24 protein-coding genes are annotated in these 23,791 nt (G+C 74.8%); 7 read left to right on the top strand and 17 right to left on the bottom strand.

Annotated elements, in window-relative coordinates; genetic code table 11:
• Positions 1–5 precede the first annotated feature (5 nt).
• The 11 genes from A2CP1_RS15160 to A2CP1_RS15115 form a co-directional block, all read right to left on the bottom strand.
• Positions 6–1,439: a type II and III secretion system protein family protein gene (locus A2CP1_RS15160; protein WP_012634072.1), complete on the bottom strand. Its 1,434-nt coding sequence runs from the start codon at positions 1,437–1,439 to the stop codon at positions 6–8.
• Positions 1,436–2,404: a Flp pilus assembly protein CpaB gene (gene cpaB / locus A2CP1_RS15155; protein ID WP_150106350.1), complete on the bottom strand. Its 969-nt coding sequence runs from the start codon at positions 2,402–2,404 to the stop codon at positions 1,436–1,438. The genes A2CP1_RS15160 and cpaB overlap by 4 nt, the downstream gene beginning before the upstream one ends.
• Positions 2,401–2,823 carry a TadE/TadG family type IV pilus assembly protein gene (locus A2CP1_RS23150; protein WP_012634070.1) on the bottom strand — a complete coding sequence of 141 codons (423 nt, stop codon included), beginning with the start codon at positions 2,821–2,823 and terminating at the stop codon, positions 2,401–2,403. The genes cpaB and A2CP1_RS23150 overlap by 4 nt, the downstream gene beginning before the upstream one ends.
• Positions 2,820–3,311 carry an A24 family peptidase gene (locus tag A2CP1_RS15145; RefSeq protein WP_081444548.1) on the bottom strand — a complete coding sequence of 164 codons (492 nt, stop codon included), beginning with the start codon at positions 3,309–3,311 and terminating at the stop codon, positions 2,820–2,822. The genes A2CP1_RS23150 and A2CP1_RS15145 overlap by 4 nt, the downstream gene beginning before the upstream one ends.
• Before the next feature lie 21 nt (positions 3,312–3,332).
• A complete protein-coding gene (locus A2CP1_RS23010) occupies positions 3,333–3,500 on the bottom strand; it encodes a Flp family type IVb pilin (protein ID WP_012634068.1) in 168 nt (55 codons plus the stop codon).
• Between the two features lie 32 nt (positions 3,501–3,532).
• Complete coding sequence (locus A2CP1_RS15140) at positions 3,533–3,733, bottom strand: Flp family type IVb pilin (RefSeq protein ID WP_012634067.1); 201 nt, start codon at positions 3,731–3,733, stop codon at positions 3,533–3,535.
• Between the two features lie 374 nt (positions 3,734–4,107).
• The gene (locus A2CP1_RS15135; protein WP_245529795.1) at positions 4,108–5,583 is read right to left on the bottom strand and encodes a hypothetical protein; all 1,476 of its coding nucleotides are present in this window, start codon (positions 5,581–5,583) and stop codon (positions 4,108–4,110) included.
• Positions 5,584–5,729: 146 nt separating this feature from the next.
• A complete protein-coding gene (locus A2CP1_RS15130; protein WP_012634065.1) occupies positions 5,730–6,617 on the bottom strand; it encodes a glucose 1-dehydrogenase in 888 nt (295 codons plus the stop codon).
• A gap of 60 nt (positions 6,618–6,677) precedes the next feature.
• Complete coding sequence (locus A2CP1_RS15125; protein ID WP_012634064.1) at positions 6,678–7,439, bottom strand: NYN domain-containing protein; 762 nt, start codon at positions 7,437–7,439, stop codon at positions 6,678–6,680.
• Between the two features lie 150 nt (positions 7,440–7,589).
• A complete protein-coding gene (locus A2CP1_RS15120; protein ID WP_012634063.1) occupies positions 7,590–9,557 on the bottom strand; it encodes a CxxxxCH/CxxCH domain c-type cytochrome in 1,968 nt (655 codons plus the stop codon).
• Positions 9,558–9,739: 182 nt separating this feature from the next.
• Positions 9,740–11,107: a CxxxxCH/CxxCH domain c-type cytochrome gene (locus A2CP1_RS15115; RefSeq protein WP_012634062.1), complete on the bottom strand. Its 1,368-nt coding sequence runs from the start codon at positions 11,105–11,107 to the stop codon at positions 9,740–9,742.
• 357 nt (positions 11,108–11,464) lie between these two features.
• Between A2CP1_RS15115 and A2CP1_RS15110 the strand changes: the two genes are divergently transcribed.
• The gene (locus tag A2CP1_RS15110; protein WP_012634061.1) at positions 11,465–11,686 is read left to right on the top strand and encodes a hypothetical protein; all 222 of its coding nucleotides are present in this window, start codon (positions 11,465–11,467) and stop codon (positions 11,684–11,686) included.
• Positions 11,687–11,933: 247 nt separating this feature from the next.
• Positions 11,934–13,148 carry a DUF1015 domain-containing protein gene (locus A2CP1_RS15105; protein ID WP_012634060.1) on the top strand — a complete coding sequence of 405 codons (1,215 nt, stop codon included), beginning with the start codon at positions 11,934–11,936 and terminating at the stop codon, positions 13,146–13,148.
• A gap of 109 nt (positions 13,149–13,257) precedes the next feature.
• Here A2CP1_RS15105 and A2CP1_RS15100 read toward each other — a convergent pair whose 3' ends face one another.
• Positions 13,258–13,572: a hypothetical protein gene (locus A2CP1_RS15100; protein ID WP_012634059.1), complete on the bottom strand. Its 315-nt coding sequence runs from the start codon at positions 13,570–13,572 to the stop codon at positions 13,258–13,260.
• Positions 13,573–13,842: 270 nt separating this feature from the next.
• The gene (locus A2CP1_RS23485) at positions 13,843–14,106 is read right to left on the bottom strand and encodes a tyrosine-type recombinase/integrase (RefSeq protein ID WP_041450524.1); all 264 of its coding nucleotides are present in this window, start codon (positions 14,104–14,106) and stop codon (positions 13,843–13,845) included.
• Between the two features lie 282 nt (positions 14,107–14,388).
• Between A2CP1_RS23485 and A2CP1_RS23480 the strand changes: the two genes are divergently transcribed.
• Positions 14,389–15,102 (top strand): HNH endonuclease, encoded by a 714-nt coding sequence (locus A2CP1_RS23480; RefSeq protein WP_245529794.1) that lies wholly within the window; start codon positions 14,389–14,391, stop codon positions 15,100–15,102.
• Here the strand turns inward: A2CP1_RS23480 and A2CP1_RS15090 are convergent.
• From A2CP1_RS15090 to A2CP1_RS15080, 3 genes are all read right to left on the bottom strand, one after another.
• Positions 14,985–18,194 carry an ATP-binding protein gene (locus A2CP1_RS15090; protein WP_012634058.1) on the bottom strand — a complete coding sequence of 1,070 codons (3,210 nt, stop codon included), beginning with the start codon at positions 18,192–18,194 and terminating at the stop codon, positions 14,985–14,987. The two genes, A2CP1_RS23480 and A2CP1_RS15090, sit on opposite strands and share 118 nt — an antisense overlap.
• A complete protein-coding gene (locus A2CP1_RS15085; protein ID WP_012526899.1) occupies positions 18,187–18,432 on the bottom strand; it encodes a hypothetical protein in 246 nt (81 codons plus the stop codon). Before A2CP1_RS15085 ends, A2CP1_RS15090 begins: the two co-directional genes overlap by 8 nt.
• Positions 18,433–18,529: 97 nt before the next feature.
• Positions 18,530–18,889 (bottom strand): response regulator, encoded by a 360-nt coding sequence (locus A2CP1_RS15080; protein WP_012634057.1) that lies wholly within the window; start codon positions 18,887–18,889, stop codon positions 18,530–18,532.
• 122 nt (positions 18,890–19,011) lie between these two features.
• On the opposite strand from A2CP1_RS15080, the gene A2CP1_RS15075 reads away from it, so the two are divergent.
• From A2CP1_RS15075 to A2CP1_RS15065, 3 genes are all read left to right on the top strand, one after another.
• Positions 19,012–19,221 (top strand): hypothetical protein, encoded by a 210-nt coding sequence (locus tag A2CP1_RS15075; RefSeq protein WP_012634056.1) that lies wholly within the window; start codon positions 19,012–19,014, stop codon positions 19,219–19,221.
• Positions 19,222–19,401: 180 nt separating this feature from the next.
• Positions 19,402–20,892 carry an ATP-binding cassette domain-containing protein gene (locus A2CP1_RS15070; RefSeq protein ID WP_012634055.1) on the top strand — a complete coding sequence of 497 codons (1,491 nt, stop codon included), beginning with the start codon at positions 19,402–19,404 and terminating at the stop codon, positions 20,890–20,892.
• A 140-nt stretch (positions 20,893–21,032) separates the two neighbouring features.
• Positions 21,033–22,622, top strand: coding sequence for an aromatic amino acid hydroxylase (locus A2CP1_RS15065; protein ID WP_012634054.1), 1,590 nt, complete (start codon positions 21,033–21,035; stop codon positions 22,620–22,622).
• 6 nt (positions 22,623–22,628) lie between these two features.
• Here A2CP1_RS15065 and A2CP1_RS15060 read toward each other — a convergent pair whose 3' ends face one another.
• On the bottom strand, positions 22,629–23,156 hold the full coding sequence (locus A2CP1_RS15060) for a hypothetical protein (RefSeq protein WP_012634053.1): 528 nt from the start codon (positions 23,154–23,156) through the stop codon (positions 22,629–22,631).
• 220 nt (positions 23,157–23,376) lie between these two features.
• Between A2CP1_RS15060 and A2CP1_RS15055 the strand changes: the two genes are divergently transcribed.
• On the top strand, positions 23,377–23,787 hold the full coding sequence (locus tag A2CP1_RS15055) for a VOC family protein (protein ID WP_012634052.1): 411 nt from the start codon (positions 23,377–23,379) through the stop codon (positions 23,785–23,787).
• Positions 23,788–23,791 lie beyond the last annotated feature (4 nt).

Below are 23,791 nucleotides of genomic sequence, written 5' to 3'. Positions count from 1 at the left end.
GCTCCTCAGCGCACGAAGCCGCGCGCGCCGCTCGGGCCACCCGCCTGCCGCGTCGACGGCGCGCTCCGCGGGACCTGCTTGCCGCCGTCGTCCCAGCCGAGCAGGAACAGCTCGATGTCGCCGGGGTGGTTGAGCTCGCGCTCGGTCGGGAGCGGCGGGAGCTGGTGCGGCGCCACCGGCCGGGCGAGGCGCGCGGTCACCACCACCAGCAGCTCGCTCTCCTCCCGCTTGTACTGGGTCGAGCGGAACAGGGCGCCCAGGATCGGGATGCTCCCGAGCAGCGGGACGCGCTCGATCTGCGAGCGGACACGGTCGGACAGGAGGCCGGCGATCGCGAAGCTCTGACCGTCGCCGAGCCGGATGGTGGTCTCGCTCTGGCGAGACGTCAGCCCGGGAATCGTGGTGCCGCCGATGGTGATCGCGAGGCTCTGGTCGATGTCGCTCACCTCGGCCTTCAGATCGAGGTGGATGGTGTCGCCCGCGATCACGGTCGGGGTGAAGTCGAGCAGGATGCCGAACTTCTTCCACTCGACCTGGGTCTGGCCGAAGGACCCGCCCAGCGGGATGGGGAGCTCGCCGCCGGCCACGAAGCGGGCCTGCTGCCCGGAGAGCGTGACCAGGGTCGGCTCGGCGAGCGTCTTGGACAGCCCATTCTGCTCGAGCAGGCTCAGCATCGCGCTGAACGGGAAGTCGCCCGAGAGCGACGACACGAACATGGAGAAGCCGTTGTTGAACTGCGGCCTGAAGATGGGGGGCGGCGCGCCGGCGGTCCCGGTCCCGGGGACGCCGAGGTCGGTGGGGATGATCCCGCGGCCCGTCATACCGGTGACCACCTCGCCGTTCGACGACTGGTGGAACAGGTTCACCCCGATCTGGCGGAGGCCGCTCCGGCTCACCTCGGCGAAGCGGACCTCGAGCTGCACCTGCTGGTTCCCCGACACCTTGACGAGGTTCGCCACCTGCTTCGCGTGGAGCTTGGCGACCTCGACGAGGCGCTCGGGGATGCGGACGTCGCTCACCTCACCGGAGAGGATCACGAGTTCGCCCGCGCCCGTGATGGTCACCTTTTCGCCGGGGAACAGGTCCTTCACCTGCTTGCGGAGCGGCTCCAGGTTCCGGGTGACCACCAGCGCGATGACGAGCGGCTCGTTGCTTCGGTTCCAGAGCGTGAGGTCGGTCGTGCCCGAGCTCTTCGCGGTGAGGAGGAGCTGGTTCGTGGTGACGACCTTCAGGTCGGCGACGCTCGGGTCCGCGACCGCGACGCGGCCGATCTCCTCGGAGATGATGAGCAGGCGGTTTTGTCCAGCCTCCAGCGCCAGCTCGGAGCCCGCGCCCACCGAGCGATCGATCCGGAGTGGCGGGAGCGCGCCGGCAGCCAGCTCCACCGGGGGAAGGGGCGTCGCGAAGAGCGCGAGCGCGAGCAAGGTGTGGGCGATCATCGACGGCTCTCCTTCGCCTCGAAGTTGCGCTTTTCGTAGAGATCGCCGCGGAGGATCTCGACCACCTGCTTCTCCTTCGCCGGCTCGGCGGGCGCCGGCCGCGCGGCGACCCGGGTGCGGGGCTTGGCCGGCTCGCTCGCCGCGACGCGCGGCTCCTGAGCGGCGCTGGCGAACAGCACGGGAGGCGTGATGCCCTTCGTGTCGACGAGCTCCTCGTCCCCGAGCGCCCTCAAGGACAGCAGCAACTGGCCCTTCGACGCGGATAGCGCCAGCCGCTCGGACTCGTCGCCCGTCACCATCAGGGTCGCGACCGTCACCGGGTTGGGCTTCTCCGCGTCCTTGCCCCGGAGCTCCAGATGCTGGCCGACCGCGAGCACTTTCACGTTCTGGAGGACGATCTTCGAGGTGTACGGCACGCCTTCGCGCGGCTGCATGGTCACGATCACGTCCACGCGATCGCCGGGGTGGAGGAAGCCCGCCACGCCGACGACGTCATCCACTCGGACCGCGACCGCGCGCATGCCAGCGGGGAGAAGGGTGGCGAGGCCGCTGCGCGCACCCGCCGTCGCGAGCTTGGACGGAAGCACCGCCTCACCGCGCGTGATCGGAACGATCGCGACCTGGCCGACCAGCGCCGCGGGCTCCGACGCAGCGCCCGGTGGGAGCGCCGTCACGGGCCAGGGCACCACCCCCAGCCACTCGGGCTTGATGGGCGTCGCCACCGGGATGTCGACCTGGGCAACCACCACGCCGGAGGTGGGCACGCGCACCGCTGCCACGCGCGCGTCCATGTAGCGCGTCAGGAGCAGCGCGACGCCGACTGCCGCCAGGATGGCGACCACGAGGAACGTGACGCCCCAGGCTGCGCGCCGCTTGCGCTTGTCGCGGGGGGTCGCCGGGCTCTGCTCGTCTGGACGGATGGACATGGTCTCTTCCCGTGGGGTGAGCGCCGGGCGCGGGCTCACTTCCGCATCTGTGCGTACGCCTCGACCGTCCGGGTCGTGCCGAAGATCCCGTCGAGGAAACCGGTGAGCGTCGGGAGGTCGTACTGGACCCGGATGCAGGACGAGCCGGAGGGGCAGGTGCCCCCGTCGGCGGTCTTGAACTCGATCCGGGCGACGCTGATCGAGTCTCGGGTCAGAGGCAGGCCGGCGCTGGTCAGGTAGTTCTCCGCGGTCGTCACCGCGACCGCGGAGGCACTGGTACCGCTCGCGTACTGCAGCGTCCCGGCGCGCGCCCCCTCGCGCGCGGAGTTGATGACCACCTGCCGGTTGAAGAAGTAGTAGCCCCACTCGATCGTGCCGAAGACGATCGTGAGCAGGAGCGGGAGCACGAGCGCGAACTCGACTGCAGCAGCGCCGCGCTCGCTTCGGGCGCGCCTCACGAGAGCGCTCCGGAGGTCGCGATCGCGGCGCCGAGCGCGATCGCGACGCCGTACGGGATGGAGGTGCCCGCGGAGCGCGCGACGGCCGGTCTGGACATCGCGAGTGAGGCCACCGCGTTGGCGCGGACGAGGCGAAGTTCGGCCGCGGACGCCCTGGCGAGCACGATCAGCGCCAGCAGGCCCCCGCACAGCGCCACAGCGAGGCCGAACACGAAGAGGTGCTCGAGCCGGACCCAGGCGGCGGCCGCCGCGAGGAGCTTGACGTCACCGCCTCCTATCGCGCGGCGGCGCCAGAGCGGAAGCATCAGTGCGAGGCAGATGGCCGACGCCACCAGCCCGGACGCGGCCTGCAGCGGACCGGTGCTCGCGGCCAGGCCGGCGACCGCAACCGTCAGCGAGAGCGCGTTCGGGATGCGCCTCGACGCCAGGTCCGAGGCGGCCGCGACGGCCAATGCTGCAGGAGCGATCGCATCGATGGTGAGAGTCACGGCTTGGCCCCCCCCCGAGGGCTAGCGTGCGGACATATGTGCGGCGAGGCCGCTGTGCGTCCCCTCGAACAGTCCGTTCACCGTCACCCCGAGGGTGAAGGCGATGGCGATGACGGCGGCGGCGATCGCCGCCAGCATCAGCGCGTACTCCACCGCGGTCGCGCCGCCGTCATCGTTCCGGAGCCTCATCGGATCCGCCATCCTCCCCTGGTTCGCAGGAGCTACTGGGCGGCGGGCTGGTGGCTCCCAATCGTCGTGTCGACCGTCTGGAACGCGGTGTTGACGCGACCGCCGAGCGAGAACACGACCACCACGATCACCGCCGCGATCGCGGCAACCATCAGACCGTACTCGACTGCCGTCGCGCCCTCGTCGTCCTTCCACAGCTTCCGCAGCATGGAGTCCCCCTTCGTCCCGGGCATCCGCCGCTCGACCGATTCGAGCTGCGAACATTGCCCGTCTCAATGCGTGGGACGCTACACGCTGCTTCGGGTTGCAGAATATCCGGCGCCAATGGTTCCCGAATCCGGGTGACGCTCAGCCAGGTGTGGTCGGCGGCGCAGGGTCCGACGCTGCTCGGCGAACGCACGAAACGCGTGCAGTGGCGTGGATTCCGTGCGCAGGCACGCCGGCGCTCGTCGCGGTCGAGTCCGCTCCGGCAAGGTAGGCGAATGTGTGCGATCGGGCGCGAGGAGCGACGGTAGGTACGGGTACCGAGCGCGGGATCACGATGGTGAACGAGCGACACGCGGATCGAGCTCGCGGCGGCCGCTGCTCGCGAGCAAGAGCGACCCGTTCACCGCGCCGCTTCGCGCTCGAAGCCGGCAGCGCGGACGAACAGGGAGGCGCGTGGGGTGCTCGCCACCTCCCGCCAGCCCACGTCGCCGCGCAGGTACTGGTCGAGCCGCGAGTCACGCTCGGACAGCGCGAGGCGGACGTCGTGCTCGGCGACCTGGCGCGCGTAGAAGGCAGGCGTCCCCTCGTACCACTCGCGCAGGAACGCGTCCCCGTACAGCTCGCAACGGTCGTCGCCGAAGATGCGCACGCCCGGGACGTTGAACGCGACGAACGCGCCCAGCACCATGTCCGTCAGCACGGGGGTGCGCGGCCCGATGGCGCGCGCAGCGGTATCCAGGCGTGGAACGAGCGCGTACGGCCAGCGGGCACGCTGCGGGCCCGCCAGCGAAGGGCCGCCCACGGAGTGATTCAGCGCGGCGAGCGCGAGCGCCGCCACCGGGGCGAGCCACGCCGCGCGCGGCAGGGCCGGCGCCGGGCGGCGCGGACCTGTGACGTCGATCCCGTGCCGCGCCAGCCACGCCGCGACGCCACTCCGTGGGAGGAGCTCGGCGAGCGCGATGAGCGCCGCGATGGCGAAGAGGGAGGCGTGCCGGATCCGCTGGAGCATGAGCACGAGCCAGACGAGCGGGAGGACGCAGGTGGCCGTCCAGCGGGCGCGGCCGCTCGAGGCAGCCACCGCGGCACAGCCCGCCGCGAGCGGGACCACGTACCAGGAACTGGTCCTCCAGAGCGAGGCGTGCTCCACGATGTACTCGGCGATGACCGGCGACCGCACGATCGCCAGCCACGTCCGGATCATCTCCACGCCGTACGGGTTCAGGAGCGTGCCCGTCATGCCGGCGGCGAGGACGCCGCAGACGGTGAGCGCATCCGCCGGTCCGGTCACCGGCGATGGGCGCGCCGTCGCCCAGGTCGTGATCCAGAGGGCGGCCGCGAGCGCGAGCGTCGCGAGCCCGCCCAGCACGGCCCCGTGGCAGCTCGTCCACAGGACGAACAGCGGCACGAGCCACCACAGCCGGCGCAGTGGGGCTCGGCCGGCCTCCACGTGCGCGATGAGTGCGAAGGTCCAGCCGAAGAAGACCATCGAGAGCAGCATCGGGCGGATGTGGATGCTTCCGGCGCTGGTGAGCAGCCCGAGCGCCGAGATCAGCACCGCCCAGCGAAGCGCGACCCCGCCCGCGATCAGCCGCGCGAACAGCCACGTGAACAGGAGCGCCAGCCCGCCGCTCGCCGCGACGAGCAGGGCGTCGAAGCCGCCAAGCCGGTGGAGCAGCGCCATCGCGCACTCCGCCAGCCACTGGTGCGCGATCCACGGCTTTCCCTGGAAGGTGAACGTGAGCCAGTCCTCGCGCGGCAGGCCGTGGCTCAGGATCCGTTCGCCGGTGAGCACGTGCCAGAACGTGCCGGGGTCCTGGAACATCCGCGACGCACCGGCGATCGCGAGCAGCGCCCAGCTCGCAGCGAAGAACGCCACCGACGGCGCGGCCTCGAGACGGGTCTTCCAGGATCTGGTGGGGCCGGTCGCCATCGCGCGCTGACGGCGACTGTCGCGCCGCCGGGGGGCGTGCCGCAAGCGCGCGCGGGTCCCACCTCCGTACCGTGTTCGCGGGGCGCACGCCCCTACGCCAGCGGCGACCCCCCGGTCACCCCCACGATCTCCCCGCTCACGTACCGCGCGTCGTCGGAGGCGAGGAACACGAACACCGGCGCGACCTCGGCCGGCTGGCCGGCGCGCTCCATGGGCGCGCTCTCGCCGTGCTTCTCCACCTTCTCGTCCGGGAACGACTGCGGGATGAGCGGCGTCCAGATCGGGCCGGGCGCGACCCCGTTCACCCGGATCCCCCGCGCGGCGAGCTCCTTCGAGAGCCCCTGGGTGAACGTGCGGATGGCGCCCTTGGTGGCGGCGTAGTCCAGGATCTGCGGGTTGGGGTGGTAGGCCTGGATCGAGGTGGTGTTGACGATCGAGGCGCCGGGCTTCAGGTGGGGCAGGGCGTGGCGGGTGAGGTTGAACATGGCGACGACGTTGACGCGAAAGGTGCGCGCCACCCGCTCGGCGTCGAGGTCCTCGAAGCGCTGCACGGCGCGCCCCTGGAACGCGGCGTTGTTCACGAGCACGTCCAGCCGCCCGAAGCGCTCGATGGCCGCCTGCACCACGCGCGCGCACTGCGCGTCCTCGGAGAGATCACCGGCGACCAGCGCCGCGGTGCGCCCGGACGCCTCCACCACGCGCCGCGTCTCCTCGGCGTCCTCGTGCTCGGACAGGTACGAGATCACCACGTGCGCGCCCTCGCGCGCGAACGCGAGCGCCACGGCGCGGCCGATGCCGCTGTCACCGCCCGTCACGATGGCGACGCGATCCTGCAGCCGCCCGTGCCCGCGGTAGCTCTGCTCGCCGAAGTCCGGCCGCGGGCGCATCCCCGCCTCGCTGCCGGGCGTCTCCTGCTGCTGCTTCGGGTAGGGCGGCTTCGCGCCGGCCTGCCGCGGGTCGGGGTTCCGCTCCTTCGCCATGGCGCCTCCTGCCCGAGAAGCTAGGGCGGGGCGCGCCGGGGCGCGGCGGCGGGAGGGAGGCTAGGCCGCGGGGACCACGTACCACTGCCCCTTGGCGCCCTGCTCGCGGCGGAGCAGGCCCTCGGTCTCCATGGCCTCCAGCATCCGGTTGAAGGACGAGAACCCGTGCTCGCGCTCGTCGAAGTCGGGCTGGCGGCGCACGATGGCGGCCTTGATGGCGGACGGGTTCACCGGCCCGGCGGCCCGCCCCAGGATGGCGGCGGTGGCCTCGCGCGCGACCTCGGGGACGACCGCGGCGACCTTCTCCTTGGCCCGCTCGGCCTTCTCCTTGCCGCCGCCCTCCGCGCGGCGGCGGCTGCCCGGGCGCAGGTAGATGAACTCGTCGCACGCCTTCACGAACAGGGGGCTGGTCGCCTCCCGCACCGCCATCCCGATCACGGTGCGGTCGTTCTCGCGCAGCTTGTAGGCGAGGGGGCAGAAGTCGGAGTCGCCGGACGCGATCACGAACGTGTCGATGTGCTCGCGCAGGTAGGCGAGCTCGAGCGCGTCGATGACGAGGCGCATGTCGGCGCCGTTCTTCCCGGCGCGCGTCGAGGGCGGCACGTCCACCAGCTCGACGCCCTTCTCGTGGAGGCGCGGGGTGGCGGCGGAGAAGCGCGTCCAGTCGGCGTACGCCCGGCGGTACACGACCTTCCCCTTCTCGAGCAGGGTGTCGAGCGCGGGCTGCAGGTCGAACGTCTCGGCCGAGAGGCCGGTGCGGGTGACGAGGTTCTCGAAGTCGATGAAGAGCGCGATCCGCTGATCGCTGTGCTCGCGGCGCATGAAGGGGCCTCCGGGCAGGCCGGGCAGGGGCCCGCAGCGCCCGGAACCTGACAGGTGCGGGGCGCGGGCGCAAGGAAAACGGGCCGGAAAGGTCGAGGCCGGGGGGCGGACCCCCCCGGCCTCGGGAACTTCACGCAGCGTCAGCCCGGATCAGTACCAGGCGCGATCCGGACCGTGGCAGGCGACGGTGCAGCCGTGCGTGGCCCGGTCATAGTTGACCGGCGCGGCCACGTCGACCACGCCGTTCACGTGCAGCACCTCGTCCGCGGTGGGCGGCGTGGCGCCGGGCGCGTACGCGGCGGAGTGGCAGACGCCGCACGAGAGCTTGAACGTGCCGACGTGCGTCGCGTGCGCGTCGCTGAGGTCGGTGCCGGTCTGCGACGCGTGGCAGCTGCCGCAGTCCACCGAGGTGGCGGTCCATGCCGGGGTGGCGGCCTTCCCGCCGCGGAACCCGCCGTGGCAGTAGGTGGACGCGCAGGTCCCGGCGCCGGCGTCGAACGTGCCGGCCGCGGCGCCGCCCGGGGTCTTGAGCGCCACCGCCACCGTGCCGTTCACGTGCGCGATGTCGGCGTAGGGCTGCCCGTCGTGGCACGCGCCGCAGGCGACGCCGTTGCTGATCGCGCCGGTGGGCTGCTTGCCGAACAGGTGCGTCTGGTGCGCGCCGACGCCGCGCTCCGACGGCGCCACGTGACCCTGGCTGTCCACCGGCGGCGCCGCCGCGAGCTGCGCCCGGTTCGGCTCCCCGTGGCAGAAGGTGCAGCTCGTCTGCCACGCCTGCTGGCCGTTCGCGGCGTGGCAGGCGTTGCAGGACGCGCCGGCGCCGGGGCCACCGTTCAGGTCGGCGCCGTGGCAGGTCCGGCAGTCGCCGAGGCCGCGCGGATACGCCGGGTCGTGGAAGTTCGCGGCCAGGCCGTGGGGCTGCTGCGTGCCCGCCGGCGCGAGCCAGCCGGCCGGGTGGACGTTCTGGTCCACCACGCCGTTCACGTGCAGGCCGTTCGCCACGAACATCGAGCCGTCCGGGTTCACGGTGCCGGGGTGGCACTGCGAGCACTGCGGCAGCGAGCCGAGCGGCGCGCCGTTGCGATCGATCGACGGGTGCGGCGAGGGCGGCACGAGCGCGTGGCAGCTGCCGCAGGTCGCGCCGGCGGTCCCCTGCGTCCAGGTCGGCGCGACGTTCAGGCCGCCGCCGCCGATGGGCGTGGTGCCGCCGCCGTGGCAGTAGACGCCGCTGCAGGTGCCGTTCGCGTAGCTCGGGGTCGCGTTCAGCGACGCGAGCGGGCCGAAGGTGACCACCGGCGCGCCGTTCGACGCGTGCGCGGAGTCGGTCGGGACCACGTGGCACTGGCTGCACGCGAACGCCTTGGCGAGCGGGCCGTCGCGCAGGTGCGCGAGGTGCGCGCCGACGCGGGCGCCGCTGACGTTGCCCTGCGTGTCCACCGGCGGCGCGGCGCGGACGAGCGGCGAGTCCTGCGTGCGGCTCGGGTCGCCGTGGCAGCCCGCGCAGGCGGTCAGGGCCACGATGTCCACGTGGCCGTCCACGTGCTTGCCGCCGGGCTTGATCTCCTGGTTCGCGTCCACCGAGTCGGAGTGGCACTGGAAGCAGTTGGTGGCGAGCGCGCTGTGGCTGGGCGGCGGGTTGCCGTGGCACGCCTGGCAGCGCTCCGCCGCGGTGGGCTTCGGCTGGTTCCAGGACGGGTTCGGCGTGGTGCCGCCCGCGAACAGCGTGCTGCCGTGGCAGTACGTGCTCGAGCAGGTGCCGCCGAGCGTCCCGGTGCCGGCGGCGTACGTCGGGGCCGCGCCGTTCAGCTTCGCGGCCTGGCCGAACCGGACCTTGATGGTGTCGGGGCCGATGTGGTCCGGGTCGTCCACCGACGACGGCACCTTGTGGCAGGTCTCGCAGGCGACGCCGGCGCCGAGGTGGGCGGTGTGCGCACCGACCTTCGGGCCCGTCAGGCTGCCGTGGGCGTCGCGCGGCGGCGCGCCGGTCAGGTTGTCCACGCCGCCGTGGCAGCGCGTGCAGCTGGTGCCCGCCTCGGCCGACTCCTCCACCTTGCGGGCCGAGCAGGCGGCGAGCAGTGCGAGGGTCAGGACGAGCGGGGTGAGTCGAGCGGAGCGCATTCGGGAGGGTCCTCGGTCCGTGGCCACGCCCGGATGGGCGGGCGCGCGGCGCCAGAATGCCCTCGTCGGCGGGCCGGCGGCTTGACCGTGCGCAAGGGACGCGTCACCCGACCGCAGGATGCGCGGCTCGGGCGCCGGGTGCCCTCGGGCGCGTCGCGTTCCGGTGGCTGCCGGCCGGTCCGCTACCAGGTCTCGCCGCCGTGGCACCCCGGCGCACAGCTCCGGGAGGCCGCGTTCCAGCCGACGATGGGCTGCAATTGCCGCGTCCCGTCCACGTGGGTGGCCGGCACGACGGCGCTCGCAGTGTACCCGGACCCGTGGCACGTCGCGCAGGAGATCCCGCGGCTGGAGACGTGCAGGTAGTGTCGCCCGGAGTAAGCGGACGTTCCGCTCCCGCTCTGCGGCAGGTGGCAGGAGGCGCAGGTGGTGCCGGCCGTCGAGGTCCAGGCCGGCGCCGGTGCGGCGGCGCCCGCGGTGGAGCCGTGGCAGTAGGTGGACGCGCAGGTGGTCCCGTTCCACGCCGGCGCGGCCCCGTTCCGGCGGGCGGCGACGCCGAACGTCACCTGCGCGGCGCCGTCGAGGTGGCCGAGGTCGGCGGGGACGGCGTGGCACTCGGCGCACGCGAGCGGCGAGGACAGGGTGGCGAGGAGGTGCTTCTGGTGCGCACCGACGGCGCGGTCGGTGACGGCCGTCTCGCCCTGCGTGCCGAGCGGCGGCGCGGCCTTCGGCAGGTCGGCGGCGGCGTATGCCGCGACCTTGGTGCCGTGGCAGAAGGTGCAGTTCGACTGCCAGGCGGTGCCGCCGTGGCAGGCGTTGCAGGACACGCCGGAGGTCCCGCCGCCGTAGTCGGCGCCGTGGCAGGCGGTGCAGCTCGAGAGATCGCGCTTCGCGGCGCGGCCGTGCTGCGACGGATCCGACCAGCCCTCGGGGTGCGCGCCGTTCACGTCCACCACGCCGTTCAGGTGCAGTCCGCCGGCGAGGTTCAGCGTGCCGTCGGCGTCGACGGTGCCGGGGTGGCAGGTGGCGCAGGCGGTGGCGCCGGCGGCGTGCGACGGCGGAGGCGCGCCGTGGCAGCTCGCGCAGTCCAGCGGCCCGGCGCTGCCCCAGACCGGCGCGGTGAGGCTCCCGCCGGAGAGCGTCGCGCCGTGGCAGTAGACGCCGGAGCAGGTGCCGCCCGCGAACGCCGGCGACGCGCCGCCGGCCCGGGCGAGCGCGCCGAAGGCGAGGTCCACCTGGCCGTTCGAGTGGAGCCGCTGCGTGGGCACGGCGTGGCACTCGGCGCAGGCGATCGGCCCGGAGACCGCGGTCGCGTGCAGGTGGGCCTGGTGCGCGCCGACCGCCGGCCCGCTGGCGCTGCCGTGGGCGTCGCGCGGCGGAGCCGCCTGGAGCAGCGCGCTCGCCTCGGTGCGGGTCGCGTCGCCGTGGCAGGAGGTGCAGTCGCCCTCCGCGCCGGCGTCGGCCTCGCCGAGCGTCGGGCGAGCCTGGTCGCAGGCGGCGGTGGCGGTGAGGAGGGCGAGCGCGGCGAGCGCCGCACGGTGGGTCGAGGCCATGGTTCGTCTCCGGGCGGCGGCCCGGGGACCAGGACCCGGCGCTGGAGCACCGGACCGTGGGCGGGCGGCGGCCATGGCGCCACGTTCGGGGGTGCCGGTCGAGCAACGCACGTGCCGGTTCGCGCCGAAATCCGTACCGACAGCTAAGTGCGCGGAAACCCCTGACGCGAACGGGTGGGTCAAGGTGCGAGCCCGTCGTGTCCCACGCGCAAGGGACGCGGCGGTCGCTCGACTGACGCAAACGTTGCGCGAAGCGTCGGGACCTGTCCCCGCAGCGTTGCAGGTCGCCAGCGCGCGCGGCGCGGAGTTCCCCGATACACTCGCCGGACACCAGGAGCGGAACCGGGGAGGGCGCGCGTGACACAGTCCGAAAGGCTGGCCCGCCGTACCGAGCTGCGGGTCGAGATCGCGAAGCACGAGGCGGCGCTGGCCGCGCTCCGCGCCGACGAGGCCCGGCTGCTCGAGGACTGCGATCACACGTACGCCGACGGCCGTTCGGCCGGGGTGGGCGGCGCGGTCCGCGTCTGTGCCGTCTGCGGGCACGTGCTGAAGCACCGCGACGAGAAGCTGTGGGGGTGAGAGCCCCTCCGGTCGCCGCGGCGGCGGATCCGCGTCGCATCGCGTCGTTGCTCCTCCCTCACATGCCCACGGGCATGCTCGGTCGTCGCGCCTCGCGCTGCTCGCGTCTCGACCGCCTGGCCCGGTGCGGGAACTGATTCGCGCGCCCTGAGCGGGCGACCCTGTTAAGACGAGTGGCCCCCCGGCGCCCCCCGCGCGCCGGACCCCCTTCCACTCGCCAGCGGCCGCCGCGCCGCCCGGAGGTCCGATGGCCACGCTCCGCCCGTTCCGCGCCCTGCGCCCGCCCGCCGCCCTCGCCGCCCAGGTCGCCTCGCCGCCGTACGACGTCGTCTCCACGAAGGAGGCGCGCGCGCTCGCCGCCGGGAACGCCGACAGCTTCCTGCGCGTGTCGCGGCCGGAGATCGACCTGCCGGAGGGCGTGGACGAGCACTCCGACCCGGTCTACGCGAAGGGGCGCGAGAACCTCGACGAGCTGGTGCGCCGCGGCGTGCTGCGCGCCGACTCGGAGCCGCGCTTCTACGTGTACGCGCAGCGGATGGGCGAGCACCGGCAGACCGGCCTGGTGGCGTGCGCGTCGGTGGACGAGTACGACCGCGACGTCATCAAGAAGCACGAGAAGACGCGCGCCGACAAGGAGGACGACCGCGTCCGCCACATCGACACGCTGTCGGCGCACGACGAGCCGGTGTTCCTCACCTACCGCGCGGTGCCGGACATCGACGCGGCGATCGAGGAGGTGAAGCGCGCCGCGCCCGAGTACGACCTCGTCACGCCGGACGGCGTCGCCCACCAGCTCTGGGTGGTCCCCCCGGCGCTCGGCGCCCGCATCGAGCAGCTCTTCGGCGGCGTGCCCGCGCTCTACGTGGCCGACGGCCACCACCGGTCCGCCGCCGCCTCGCGCGTCCACGCGGCGCGCCGCGGCCAGCCCGGCGAGCACGACGGGTTCCTCGCGGTGGTGTTCCCGCACGACCAGATGCAGATCCTCGCCTACAACCGCCTGGTGCGCGACCCGCAGCGGCGCTCGCCCGACGCGCTGCTCGAGGCGCTGCGCCAGGTGCTCGACCTCGAGCCCGCGAAGGACCCGCGCCCCGATCACCCGCTCGCGTTCGGCGTGTACCTGGGCGGCCGCTGGTGGCACGCCCACGTCCGCAAGGGCAGCTTCGATGCCGCCGATCCGGTGAAGGCGCTCGACTGCTCCATCGCGCAGGACCAGCTGCTCGAGCCGCTGTTCGGCATCCGCGATCCGCGCACCTCGAAGGACGTCGACTTCGTCGGCGGCATCCGAGGTCACCAGGAGCTGGAGCGCCGGGTGAACGAGGAGGGCTGGTCGCTCGCGCTGCACCTGTTCCCCACGCGCATCGAGCAGCTCATCGCGGTGTCCGACGCGGGCAAGCTCATGCCGCCGAAGAGCACCTGGTTCGAGCCGAAGCTGCGCTCGGGGCTGTTCGTCCATTCTTTCTAAGGACTTACGGGCTTCGGCCTCCGAACCCGCAGCGCTGCGGCAGCACGAAGACCACCCGCAAGCGGAGCCGCGGGCGCCGGCACGGGCCACCCGCGGCTAGTGCATCACGCTACCGGACCCCGCACGGCGGGCACGTCAGCTCGCGGAGCTTGTGCTCGATGGCGCGGCGGCCGTCCGCGTCGGCGCCGAGCGTGTAGTGGGCGGCGAGGTGAACCTCCCCACCCGCGAACGCGGCGTGTAGAGCCCACTGCAGCGCTCGGTCGTGGTTCGCGAGGCGCTCGGCGACGTTTCCGGACTCGCCCACGTCGAGGACCTTCCAATCCTCGCCCTTCTTGCACCAGACCATGTAGACGCCGCCGACCCCCTTGAAGCGGTTGGGGTCCTTGAACGTCCCGTCCCATTCCAGACCATATGCGATGAACATCACTCTTCTCCTCTGGGCAAACCCGCCCGTTGCGGCCGCGAGGCCGCTTGGTTAAGCCCGGAGGGGAAGAGGACTTGCGAATCAACCGAAGCTGGCCTAGCCTCCGGTTTGCCAATCGCAGCGAGTCGCCCTCCGAGCGGCTCAGACTCGAAAGCCGGCGGGGACGCTAACCCCGCCGGTTTTCCATTCTCTCCTACTATATCACAGATTGACCGACGCGAGCTTGATCAGGCTCAATGTTTGGTCGATTGTCGCACAATATTCGAACCGCTACCCGGGGCCGAACGCCTTGGCGATGCCGTCGCGCAGGTCGCCGTCGTCCAAGTGGCCGTACGTGTGGATCGTGAGCCGGACGTCCGAGTGGCGGAGAGCCTTCTGCGCCACGGCCATGCCCGCGCGCCGGACCATCGCGGTCCCGAAGCTGTGCCGCGTGCCGTGGAACGTGACGTGCCGCGGGATGGGCTTCGACCACAGCGTCGCTTTGCCGCAGGGCGAGCAGGTCTCGGGCGCGGCGGCCTCCTGGCTCGGCGCCACGTGGCCGCAGCCCGCCGACAGGCACCGGTGCTCGTACCGGTGACCAGGCCCGCCCGCGCGATGGCGGCCCGGAGCGGCCGGTTCAGGCGCAGCTTGCGGCTGTGCATCGCGCCGCCCTCGGCCGGGAAGGCGAGCCGGCCGGGAGCCTCCCGGAGCGCGCGCTCGAAGTAGGGCCGGAGCTGCGGGGCGATCGGGACGGGCGCCGCCTTGCCGTCCTTCGTGCGGTCCGCCTCCGAGGACCGGCACACCATGATGACGCCGCGCTCGAGGTCGACGTCCTGCTTGAGGAGACCGAAGATCTCCCCCTCGCGGGCGCTCGAGGCGACCTGCGTCGCGCTCCGCCGCGAGGTGGAGGGCGAGCGCGAGGGGCAGCTGCGTGCGCGGGGAAAGTCGGTCGCGGCCCTGCCGCGCGGGGTCGGGGTGCTGTCGGCGGCGGCGATCGCCTCCGTCCGGGAGCAGCACGGGCACGCCCTCTCCACCGGAACGTGCCTGGCGGTCATCGGCTTCCACTTCCTCGCGACCTGGCGCGATGCACCGGGGGGCCCAATGACGCGTTCGCGGCGGGTTCGGGAGCGGGATCAGGGCTGGTGCCAGGTGCCGCGCTGCAGCCGGAACGCGGCGCACGCGCACCACATCGACTTCCGCTCGCACGGCGGCAGCGATGACCCGCAGAACCTGGTCGGCCTCTGCGCCTTCCACCACCTGCGCTGCATCCACGGCGGCTTCCTCGCGGTGCTGGGGCGCGCGCCGGGGGAGCTGTGTGGCTGCTGGGCTGCGAGGTGTGGACCGGGCCACACCGGCGCGGCGCGGCGCGGACGCGACGGACCGCGCCGCGGCGGCGAGATGCTGATGCTGCTGCCTTCGGCTCGCGGCCGTGCTCAGGCCTGGGCCGGCGCGCCGCGGGGCAGGGTGACGGTGAACGTGGTGCCATGGCCCGGCTCGCTCTCGAGCGAGACCGAGCCGCCGTGCGCGCGGACGATCTCGCGGACCACGTAGAGCCCGACGCCCAGGCCGCCGACGCCGCGGTGCGGGCAGGCGCGCTCGAACGCGCCGAACACGCGCTCCTGATCCGCGGCCGGGATGCCGGGGCCGCGATCCTGGACGCGGATGCGCGCGGTGGCGGCGTCGGCCTCGACGCGCACCTCGACCGGCGCCCCGGGCGCGTACTTGAGCGCGTTGCCGACCAGGTTCTCGAGCACCTGATCGATGCGCCGGCGGTCCCACGCTCCGAGCACCGACGGCGGCGCCTCCACGCGCAGCGCCACGCCGGCCGCGACGGCCTCGGCGGCGTGCTGCTCGACCACCTCCCGCACCACCGCGGCCAGGTCCATGGGGGCGACGTCGAGGCGGAAGCGCTTGGTGGAGAGCCGGGTGACGTCGAGCAGGTCGTCCACCAGCGAGGCCAGCCGGTGCACCTGGCCGCGCGCGCCGCCGAAGATCTGCACCAGCTTCTCGTGGGGCATGGCGCGCAGCTCGCCGCGGGCGATGAGCCGCTCCAGCATGGCGATGCGGAGCTGCAGCGGCCCGAGCGGCCCCTTCAGCTCGTGCGAGGCGATGGCGAGGAACTCGTCGCGCGCGCGCACGGCGCGCTCCGCCTCGCCGTAGAGGCGGGCGTTGTCGAGCGCGATCGCCAGCCGCCGCGCCAGCTCCTCGGCGAGCGCCAGCGCCTCCGGGGTGGCGAGCCGATCCTCGCGATCCCCGAACAGCGACAGCGTCCCGAGCGGCTCGCCCACCCCGGCGAGCGGCAGCGTCAGCTCGACCTGGCTGGGCAGGGCGGCGCGCAGCGGCTCGGGCCAGCCGGCCTGGGCCGCGGGGCGGCTCACCACCGGCCGGCCGGTCTCGAGGGCGCGGGTGATCGACGCCGCGCGGTCGAGGGCGCTCCCCGGCCCCGCCAGCGCGGCGCGCCCCTCCTCCTCGCGGCGCGGATCGGCGTGGGCGAGCTGGACGCGCGGGCCGCCCTCCTGCCGGAGCACGAGCAGCACCGCGTCGGCGAGGTGCGGCACCGGGAGGCGCACCGCGGTCCGCGCGATCGCCTCCGCGTCCAGCGATCCCGCGAGCAGCGCGCTCACGCCCGCGAGGAACCGCTGGTTCTCCGCGTCCCGCGAGAGCAGGCGCTCGCGGGCGCGGTGGTAGTCCACCCGGCGGCGCAGCTCGTGCGGCGACACGTGGAGCGCGGTGAGGATGTCGGCGTACGCGGTCGAGATCGCGCGCGCCTCCCCGGGCGTCACCAGCCCGGCTCGGCGTACCGCGGCGTGGGCGGCGGCCGCGCCGATCGCCCCGGCGAGCGCCACCTCGACCTGCGCCTGCAGCTCCGCGACCTGCAGCGCGGTCAGGCCCTGCTCCGGGCGCGCCCCGCAGCGCTCCAGGCAGGTGGCGGCCATCTCCTCCGCCTCGGCGGCGGGCACGTACGTGCCGAGGAGCTCCACGGCGGCCCGCCGCTTCGCCTCCACCGTCGTGAGCGCCGGCGCGTCCAGCGGCGCCCCGCCCGAAGGACCGGCCGCGAGCGCGCCGACGACCCGGTCCGCCCGCGCCGACTCCTCCGCGCCGGGCGGCAAGAGCAGGGAGCCCACCACGAAGGCGAGCCCGTTCGCGAGGAGCGTCCACACCACCGCGTGCGTGACCGGATCCGTGTGGACGTCGAACAGGCCCTCGGGGGCGAGCGCGTCGATCCCGAGCGGCCCCTGCAGCAGCAGCGACTCGGGGAGCCAGCCGCTCCGCGCCAGCACCGGCACGACCAGCGTGTAGGCCCACATGGCGAAGCCCGCGACGATCCCGGCCATCGCCCCGGCCTTGCTGGCGCCGCGCCAGAACAGGCCGCCCAGCAGGGCGGGCGCGAGCTGGAGCACGGCGGTGAACGAGACCAGGCCCGTGGAGGCGAGCCCGAAGCGCTGCCCGAAGGCCCGCTCGTACCCGAACGCGAGCGCGAGCACGATCAGCGCGGCCGCCCAGCGCGCGTGGAGCACGTGCCGCCGCAGCCAGCGCAGCGGCGCGAACGCCTCCGCGGCCGGGATCGCCACGTGGTTCGAGAGCATGGTGGCGAGCGCGGTGGTCTCGACGATCACCATGCCCGTGCCGGCGGAGAACCCGCCCAGGAACACCAGCCAGGCGAGCGCCGGGTGCCCGGTGTCGAGCGGCAGCGACAGCACGAAGACGTCCGCGCCGTCGGGCGGGCTCACCGCGATCGCGCCCAGCGCCAGCGGCAGCACGAACACGTTGATGAGCAGCAGGTACGCCGGGAACAGCCACATCGCCGTGCGGACGTGGTCCTCGCTCGCGTTCTCGACGACCGCCACGTGGAACTGGCGGGGGAGGAGCAGCGCGGCCATCCCGGAGACGAGCAGGTGCGCGAGCCACGTCCCGACGCCGGTGTCGCCGAGGAACGCGGGCGCCGCGTCGCCGCCCGGCGCGGTGGAGAACACGTCGGCGAGGCCGCCGCGGAAGCCCCACACGAACCACGCCCCCACCGCCAGGAACGCGGCGAGCTTCACGATGCTCTCGACCGCCAGCGCCACCACCAGGCCGGGGTGACGCTCGGACGGCCGGGCGCGCCGCAGGCCGAAGATGATCGTGAAGCCGAGCAGGAACGCGAGCAGCGGGAGCCCGAGCCGCTTCCCCGCGCCCGGGTACGCGAGCGACGGCCCGCCCCCGGCGACCAGGCCGAGCGTGGCGATCATCGTCTTCAGCTGGAGCGCGATGTACGGCACCAGCCCGACCACCAGCAGCGCCGTCGCGGTCAGCGCGACGCCCTGCGATCGCTCGTAGCGGAGCGCGAGCACGTCGGGGATGCTCGTGACCTGGTAGCGGTCCTTGATCCGGACGAGCTTGCGCACCACCCACCACCACACCGCCGCGCAGAGCGTCGGGCCGAGGTAGACGGTCAGGAACAGCAGCCCTCGCCGGGCGGCGAAGCCCACGCTGCCGTAGAAGGTCCAGGTGGTCGCGTAGACGCCCAGCGCGAGCGAGTAGACCAGCCGGTTCGACGCCACCGACCGCCCGCGCGCCTCGCGGCGCTCCGCCCACGCCGCGACCGCGAACAGCGCACCGACGTACGCGGTCACCACCAGCGCGGGGAGGGCGACCTCACGCATCGGGCGGTCCTGGCCCGCGGCGGGGGCGCAGCGCGCGCGCCATGGCGGCGAGCGCGCCCACGCCACCGACCCAGGCGCCGAGCAGGTGGGCGTACGCGGGCGCGAGCGGGAGGGGCGGGGTGCGGACGAACGGCCACGAGACCAGCAGGAGCCCGAGCACCAGGATCGTCACCGCCCAGGCGCGCGCCGGCTCCCGCCCGTCGGACGAGCGCTCCTCGCGCTGGGCCAGCGACGACACCGGCGCACCTCCTGGCTCGAGTCGCTACGGTGGCGCGGGCGCGCCGGTTTGCCAATGCGCCCGGTTCGTCTCCCGCGCAGGGCTGACCGGCGGCGGCTCACGCTCCGACGCGCTTCAGCACGGCGAGCAGCTCGTCCACGCCGAACGGCTTCATCAGGACGGCGTCCACCGGGAGCTCGCGCACCCGCGACACCGAGAGGCCGGTGGTGATGACGAGGCGGATCCCCGCCCAGCGGGGGTCGGCGCGGATGGCCGCCGCGAGCGCGCCGCCGTCCATGCCCGGCATCATCAGGTCCAGGATGATCACGGCCGGCAGGGGCTCGTGCTCGAGGAGCTCGAGCGCGGCCGCGCCGCCCCCCGCCAGGTCGACGGCGTAGCCTTCGCCCTCGAGGCACTCCGCGACGTTCTCGCGGAGCGCGTCGTTGTCGTCGACCACGAGTACGCGGGGCCCGGTCATCGGACGCTCGAACGCTTCTTAAGCGGGAGCCCCCCGGCGGGGCAAGGGGTCTCGATCCGGGGCGCAAACCCGGACGTCCCGCCCCCCGAAATACCTGGAGGGGATCGTGCGTAGGGGTGGGCATGGCCGCCTTCCTGCTCTGGGTGCTCCTGCTGGTCGTCTGCTGGCCGCTCGCGCTGCTCGCGCTGGTGCTGTACCCGCTGGTCTGGCTGGTCCTGCTGCCGTTCCGGCTGCTCGGGGTGGCGGTGGATGGCGTCCTGACCCTCCTGCGCGCCATCGTGTTCCTGCCGGCGCGGATCCTGGGCGGCGGCCCGCGCGCGGCCCGCGGCTGACGCGGGGACCGGGCGCGGCACCGGGCCCGCTTGCGCTCCCCGTGCGTCCGCGCTAGACAGCCCGCGCACCGCAGCCGCGGTGCGGCGATGGAAACGATCTCCTAGCGAACCGGCAGCATCACCCGCCCACGCCGCCCGGCGCGCCCCTCGCGCGCGGGCGCTCGCTCCAGGAGCATCGCCATGCCTTCCGTCCGCCTCGAGCGGCTCTCGTTCTCGCACGCCGACGCCGCGCCCATCCTCGACGCCGTCGATCTCGTCTTCCCCACCGGCTGGACCGCGCTCGTGGGCGAGAACGGCGCCGGGAAGACCACGCTCCTCGAGCTCGTCGCGGGCCTGCGCGCACCCGACGCGGGCCGGATCCTGCTCGAGCCGGAGCCGGCGCGGGTGGTGCTGTGCCGGCAGGCGGTGGACGCGCCGGGGCCGGACGTGCCGGCGCTCGCCGCGCGAGACGACGGCGAGGCGCGCCGCCTGCGCGCGGCGCTCGCGCTCGACCCGGAGGCGCTCGCGCGCTGGACGACGCTGTCGCCGGGCGAGCGCAAGCGCTGGCAGGTGGGCGCGGCCCTGGCGGCCGAGCCGGACGTGCTGCTCCTCGACGAGCCGACCAACCACGCCGACGCGCAGGCGCGGGCGCTGCTCGCCGGCGCGCTCCGGCGCTTCGGCGGCGCGGGCGTGCTCGTGTCGCACGATCGCGCGCTGCTGGCGGCGCTGGCGGCGCGGACCGTGCGGCTCGGCCGCGGCGCGGCGCGCGCCTGGGCGCTCCCCTACGGCGCGGCGCGCGCGGCGTGGGAGGCCGAGTCGCGCGTGGCCTGGGACGCGCGGGCGGCCGCGCAGGAGGAGGGGCGCCGGGTCGAGCGGGCGCTCGCGGACGCGCGGCGCGCGCGCGACGCGGCGGACCGGGCGCGCAGCGGCCGGAAGCGCGATCCGAAGGACAGCGACGGCCGCACGCTGGGCGCGAAGACGCGCCGGGCCTGGGCCGAGGACCGCCTCGGCGCGGACGTGCGCCGGCTGCGGTCCGCGGCGGAGCGCGCCCGCGAGGACGTGCCCGAGGCGCCGCCGCTCGCGGACCTGGGCGGGTCGGTGTTCCTGGGCTGGGAGCGGGCCCCGCGGCCGGTGCTGCTCGCGCTCGAGGCGGACGAGGTCCGCGCCGGGGAGGCGCCGCTGCTCCGCGACGTGCACCTGCGGCTCGGGCGCGAGGATCGCGTGTGGCTGTCCGGGCCGAACGGCGCCGGGAAGTCCACGCTGCTCCGGGCGCTGCTCGCCGGCGCGGCGCTGCCGCCGGACCGGCTCCTATACCTGCCCCAGGAGCTGCCGGACGGCGAGGGGCCGCGGCTGCTGCGGGAGCTGGCCGGGCTGGAGCCGGCGGTGCGCGGCCGCGTCCTCTCGCTCGTGGCCGCGCTGGGCACCGACCCGGCGCGCCTGCTCGCCTCCGCGGCGCCGTCGCCGGGCGAGGCGCGCAAGCTGTTCCTGGCCATGGGCATGGGGCGGCACGCCTGGGCGCTGGTGCTGGACGAGCCCACCAACCACCTCGACCTGCCCACCGTGGAGCGGCTCGAGGCCGCGCTGGCGGCCTACCCGGGCGCGCTCCTGCTGGTCACGCACGACGAGGCGCTGGCGGCGCGCTGCACCGCGTCGCGCTGGCGCATCGCGTCGGGGAGGGTGGACGCCGCGTGAGGGGCGGTGCTTCCGCGGGGCCGGCGATTACAGCACGGGCGCGCCGGGTGTCCGGGCCGGGGGGCCCGCGCCGGGCGGGCGTCGCCGGTCCGGAGCTTCCGGGCGCCGCGCGCCGTCGCAGATTTCCCGTGGAGGCGAGATTGGGTCCCACCGAGCGCGCCATCGCCGAGCTGCCGCCGCACCTCCGCCGCTTCGTGGTCGCGCAGGACCACGCCGCGTACACGCCGCGCGACCACGCGGTCTGGCGCCACGTCCTCCGCCGGCTCACCGCGCACCTGGCCACGCGCGCGCACCCCCGCTACCTGGCCGGCCTGGCCGCCACCGGCATCGAGGTGGAGCGGATCCCGAGCCTCGACGAGATGAACCGGAAGCTGGCGCGGGTGGGGTGGTCGGCGGTGGCGGTCCGCGGGTTCATCCCGCCCGCGGTGTTCACCGAGCTCCAGAGCCGGCGCGTGCTGGCGATCGCCGCGGACATCCGCACCCACGAGCACATCGAGTACACGCCCGCGCCCGACATCATCCACGAGAGCGCCGGCCACGCGCCGTTCATCGCCGACCCGACCTACGCCGAGTACCTGCAGCGCGCCGGCGAGGTGGGGTTCCGCGCCATCGCCTCGGCGGAGGACCAGGCGGTGTTCGAGGCCATCCGCAACCTGTCCGTCGTGAAGGAGGACCCCGAGGCGAGCGACGAGGAGGTGGCGCTGTCCGAGGCGCGGCTCCGGGCGGCGTCGGCCAGCGTCCGCTACGCGTCGGAGTCCACGCGCGCGAGCCGGCTCTACTGGTGGACCGCCGAGTACGGCCTGGTGGGCACGCTCGACGACCCCAGGATCTACGGCGCGGGCCTGCTCTCCTCCATCGGCGAGGCGGTGCACTGCCTCACCCCGGCCGTGCGCAAGCTGCCGCTCGATCCGGGCTGCGCCGACGTGGCCTACGACATCACCCGCATGCAGCCGCAGCTGTTCGTGGCCCGCGACTTCGACCAGCTCTTCGAGGTGCTGGACGCGTTCACCGCGGGGCTCTCCTGGAGGCGCGGCGGCGACCACGGGCTGGAGGAGGCGCGCCGATCCCGGAGCGTGAACCACCTGGCGCTGTCCGGCGGGCGGGAGCTGACCGGCAAGGTCGCGGAGCGGATCCCGGCGGCGGCCGAGCTCGCGCCCGGCCTGTCGACCGCGCTGGTGCGCCTGGACGGGCCGGTGCTCGTCTCGCGGGAGGGGCGCGGCGAGGGGAAGCCGTGGCCGGGCGAGGTGGTGGTGGCGTTCGGCGACGCGGAGGTCCCCGATCGCGGGCCCTTCGACCTGGCGCTGCCCGGCGGGCTCGCGCTGCGCGGGTTCGCGGTGGGCGGTGGCGAGGTGGTGGACCTCCGCGCCTCGCGCGAGGGCCGGCCGCTCGACCTGCCCACCTGGGCGCTCCTGTTCGTCTCGCGCGACCTGCGCTCGGTCGCGGGCGGGCCCGCCGACCCGGGCGCGTGGGATCGCTGGTTCGGCGAGCACGGCACGTTCACCGCAGGCGAGGGCGAGGCGCGGGCGCGCGCCCGGAAGGCGAAGGCGCTCCCGCCGGCGCTCGCCGCGCTGTACGACGAGGTCCGGCGCCTGCGCGAGGCCGGGCGCGGCACGCGCGAGCGCCTGCTCGCGATCCGCGAGGCGGCGGCAGCGTTCCCGGGGGACTGGCTGCTGCGCACCGAGGTGGACGAGCTGCTCGCGCCGGGCGCCGACGCCCCGGCGCACGCGTGAGCGGGGCTACCGGGCGTGGAGCGCCGCGACCGCCCGACGCAGCCGCGTGGCGTCGTCGTCGGTGAGCGCCGGGAGCAGCCGGGTGGCGCGGCCGGAGATGGCCTCCGCGATCGCCGGCCACTCCTCGTAGAACCACCCGGACGACGACCGGCCGCCCTCGCCGTGCACCCGCTCCATCACCTGGAACAGGACGGCCCGCGCCGCCTCGCAGATCGCGTCGCCCGCGGCGGTGTCGAGCCCGGCGGCGCGCGCCGCGGCCGGGCCCGCGTTCGCCGCGAGCACCCGCGCCTCGAGGTAGCAGAGCGCGAGGGTGTCCGCGCCCGCGTACCAGGGATCGCCGCGGCCGCGCGCCTCCAGCTGCGCGGCCGCTTCGGCGGGCTCGAGCGGGCGCGCCCGCGCGCCCAGCGCGGCGCAGGCCGCCTCCACCGCCGCGGCCCGGTCGGCGCCCGGCCGGAGCTCGAGCAGGAAGTGGCGGCCGGAGGCGTCGGCGCGGCTCTCGCGCACGCCGGGGATCGCGTCGAGTCGCGCCAGCACGGGCGCGAGGGCGGTGCCTCAGCCGAGGCCCGCCACCGGTCCTCAACCGTAGCCAGGGGCGCGCAGGACCACCGGATCGCTCATGCGCCGCAGCGTAGCACCGCTCCGCCGGCAGCGCGGGCGCACGGCCGCCGGACGACGCGGCCGCCGGCCCGTGCCGCGCGCGGGGCGCTGCGGCGTGGCCGGCGTCGCGTTATCCCGCTGCGCCGGAGGCACCACCATGGACCTGCTCGTGAACGTGGACGTGGACGACCTGGCGCGCGCGGTCGCGTTCTACACGCAGGCGTTCGGGCTGCGCGTCGGGCGCCGCTTCGGCGGCGCCGCCGCGGAGCTGCTCGGCGCGTCCTCGCCGATCTACCTCCTCGAGAACCGCGCCGGCAGCGCCCCGTACCCGGGGGCGGCGACGCCGCGCGAGTACGGACGGCACTGGACGCCGGTGCACCTCGACGTCGCCGTCCCGGCGCTCGAGCCGGCGCTGGCGCGGGCCGAGGCCGCCGGCGCGCGCCGCGAGGGCGACGTCGCCGAGCGCCCCTGGGGGCGGATGGCCCGGCTCGCCGATCCGTTCGGTCACGGCATCTGCCTGCTCGAGTTCCGCGGGCGCGGGTACGACGAGATCGCCGATCCGTCGTGAGCGA

It is taken from the genome of Anaeromyxobacter dehalogenans 2CP-1 (genome assembly GCF_000022145.1).
In the GTDB taxonomy this organism is placed as follows: domain Bacteria; phylum Myxococcota; class Myxococcia; order Myxococcales; family Anaeromyxobacteraceae; genus Anaeromyxobacter; species Anaeromyxobacter dehalogenans.
Note: the sequence above shows the minus strand (reverse complement) of the source record. Positions and strands in the feature narration are given on the sequence as shown.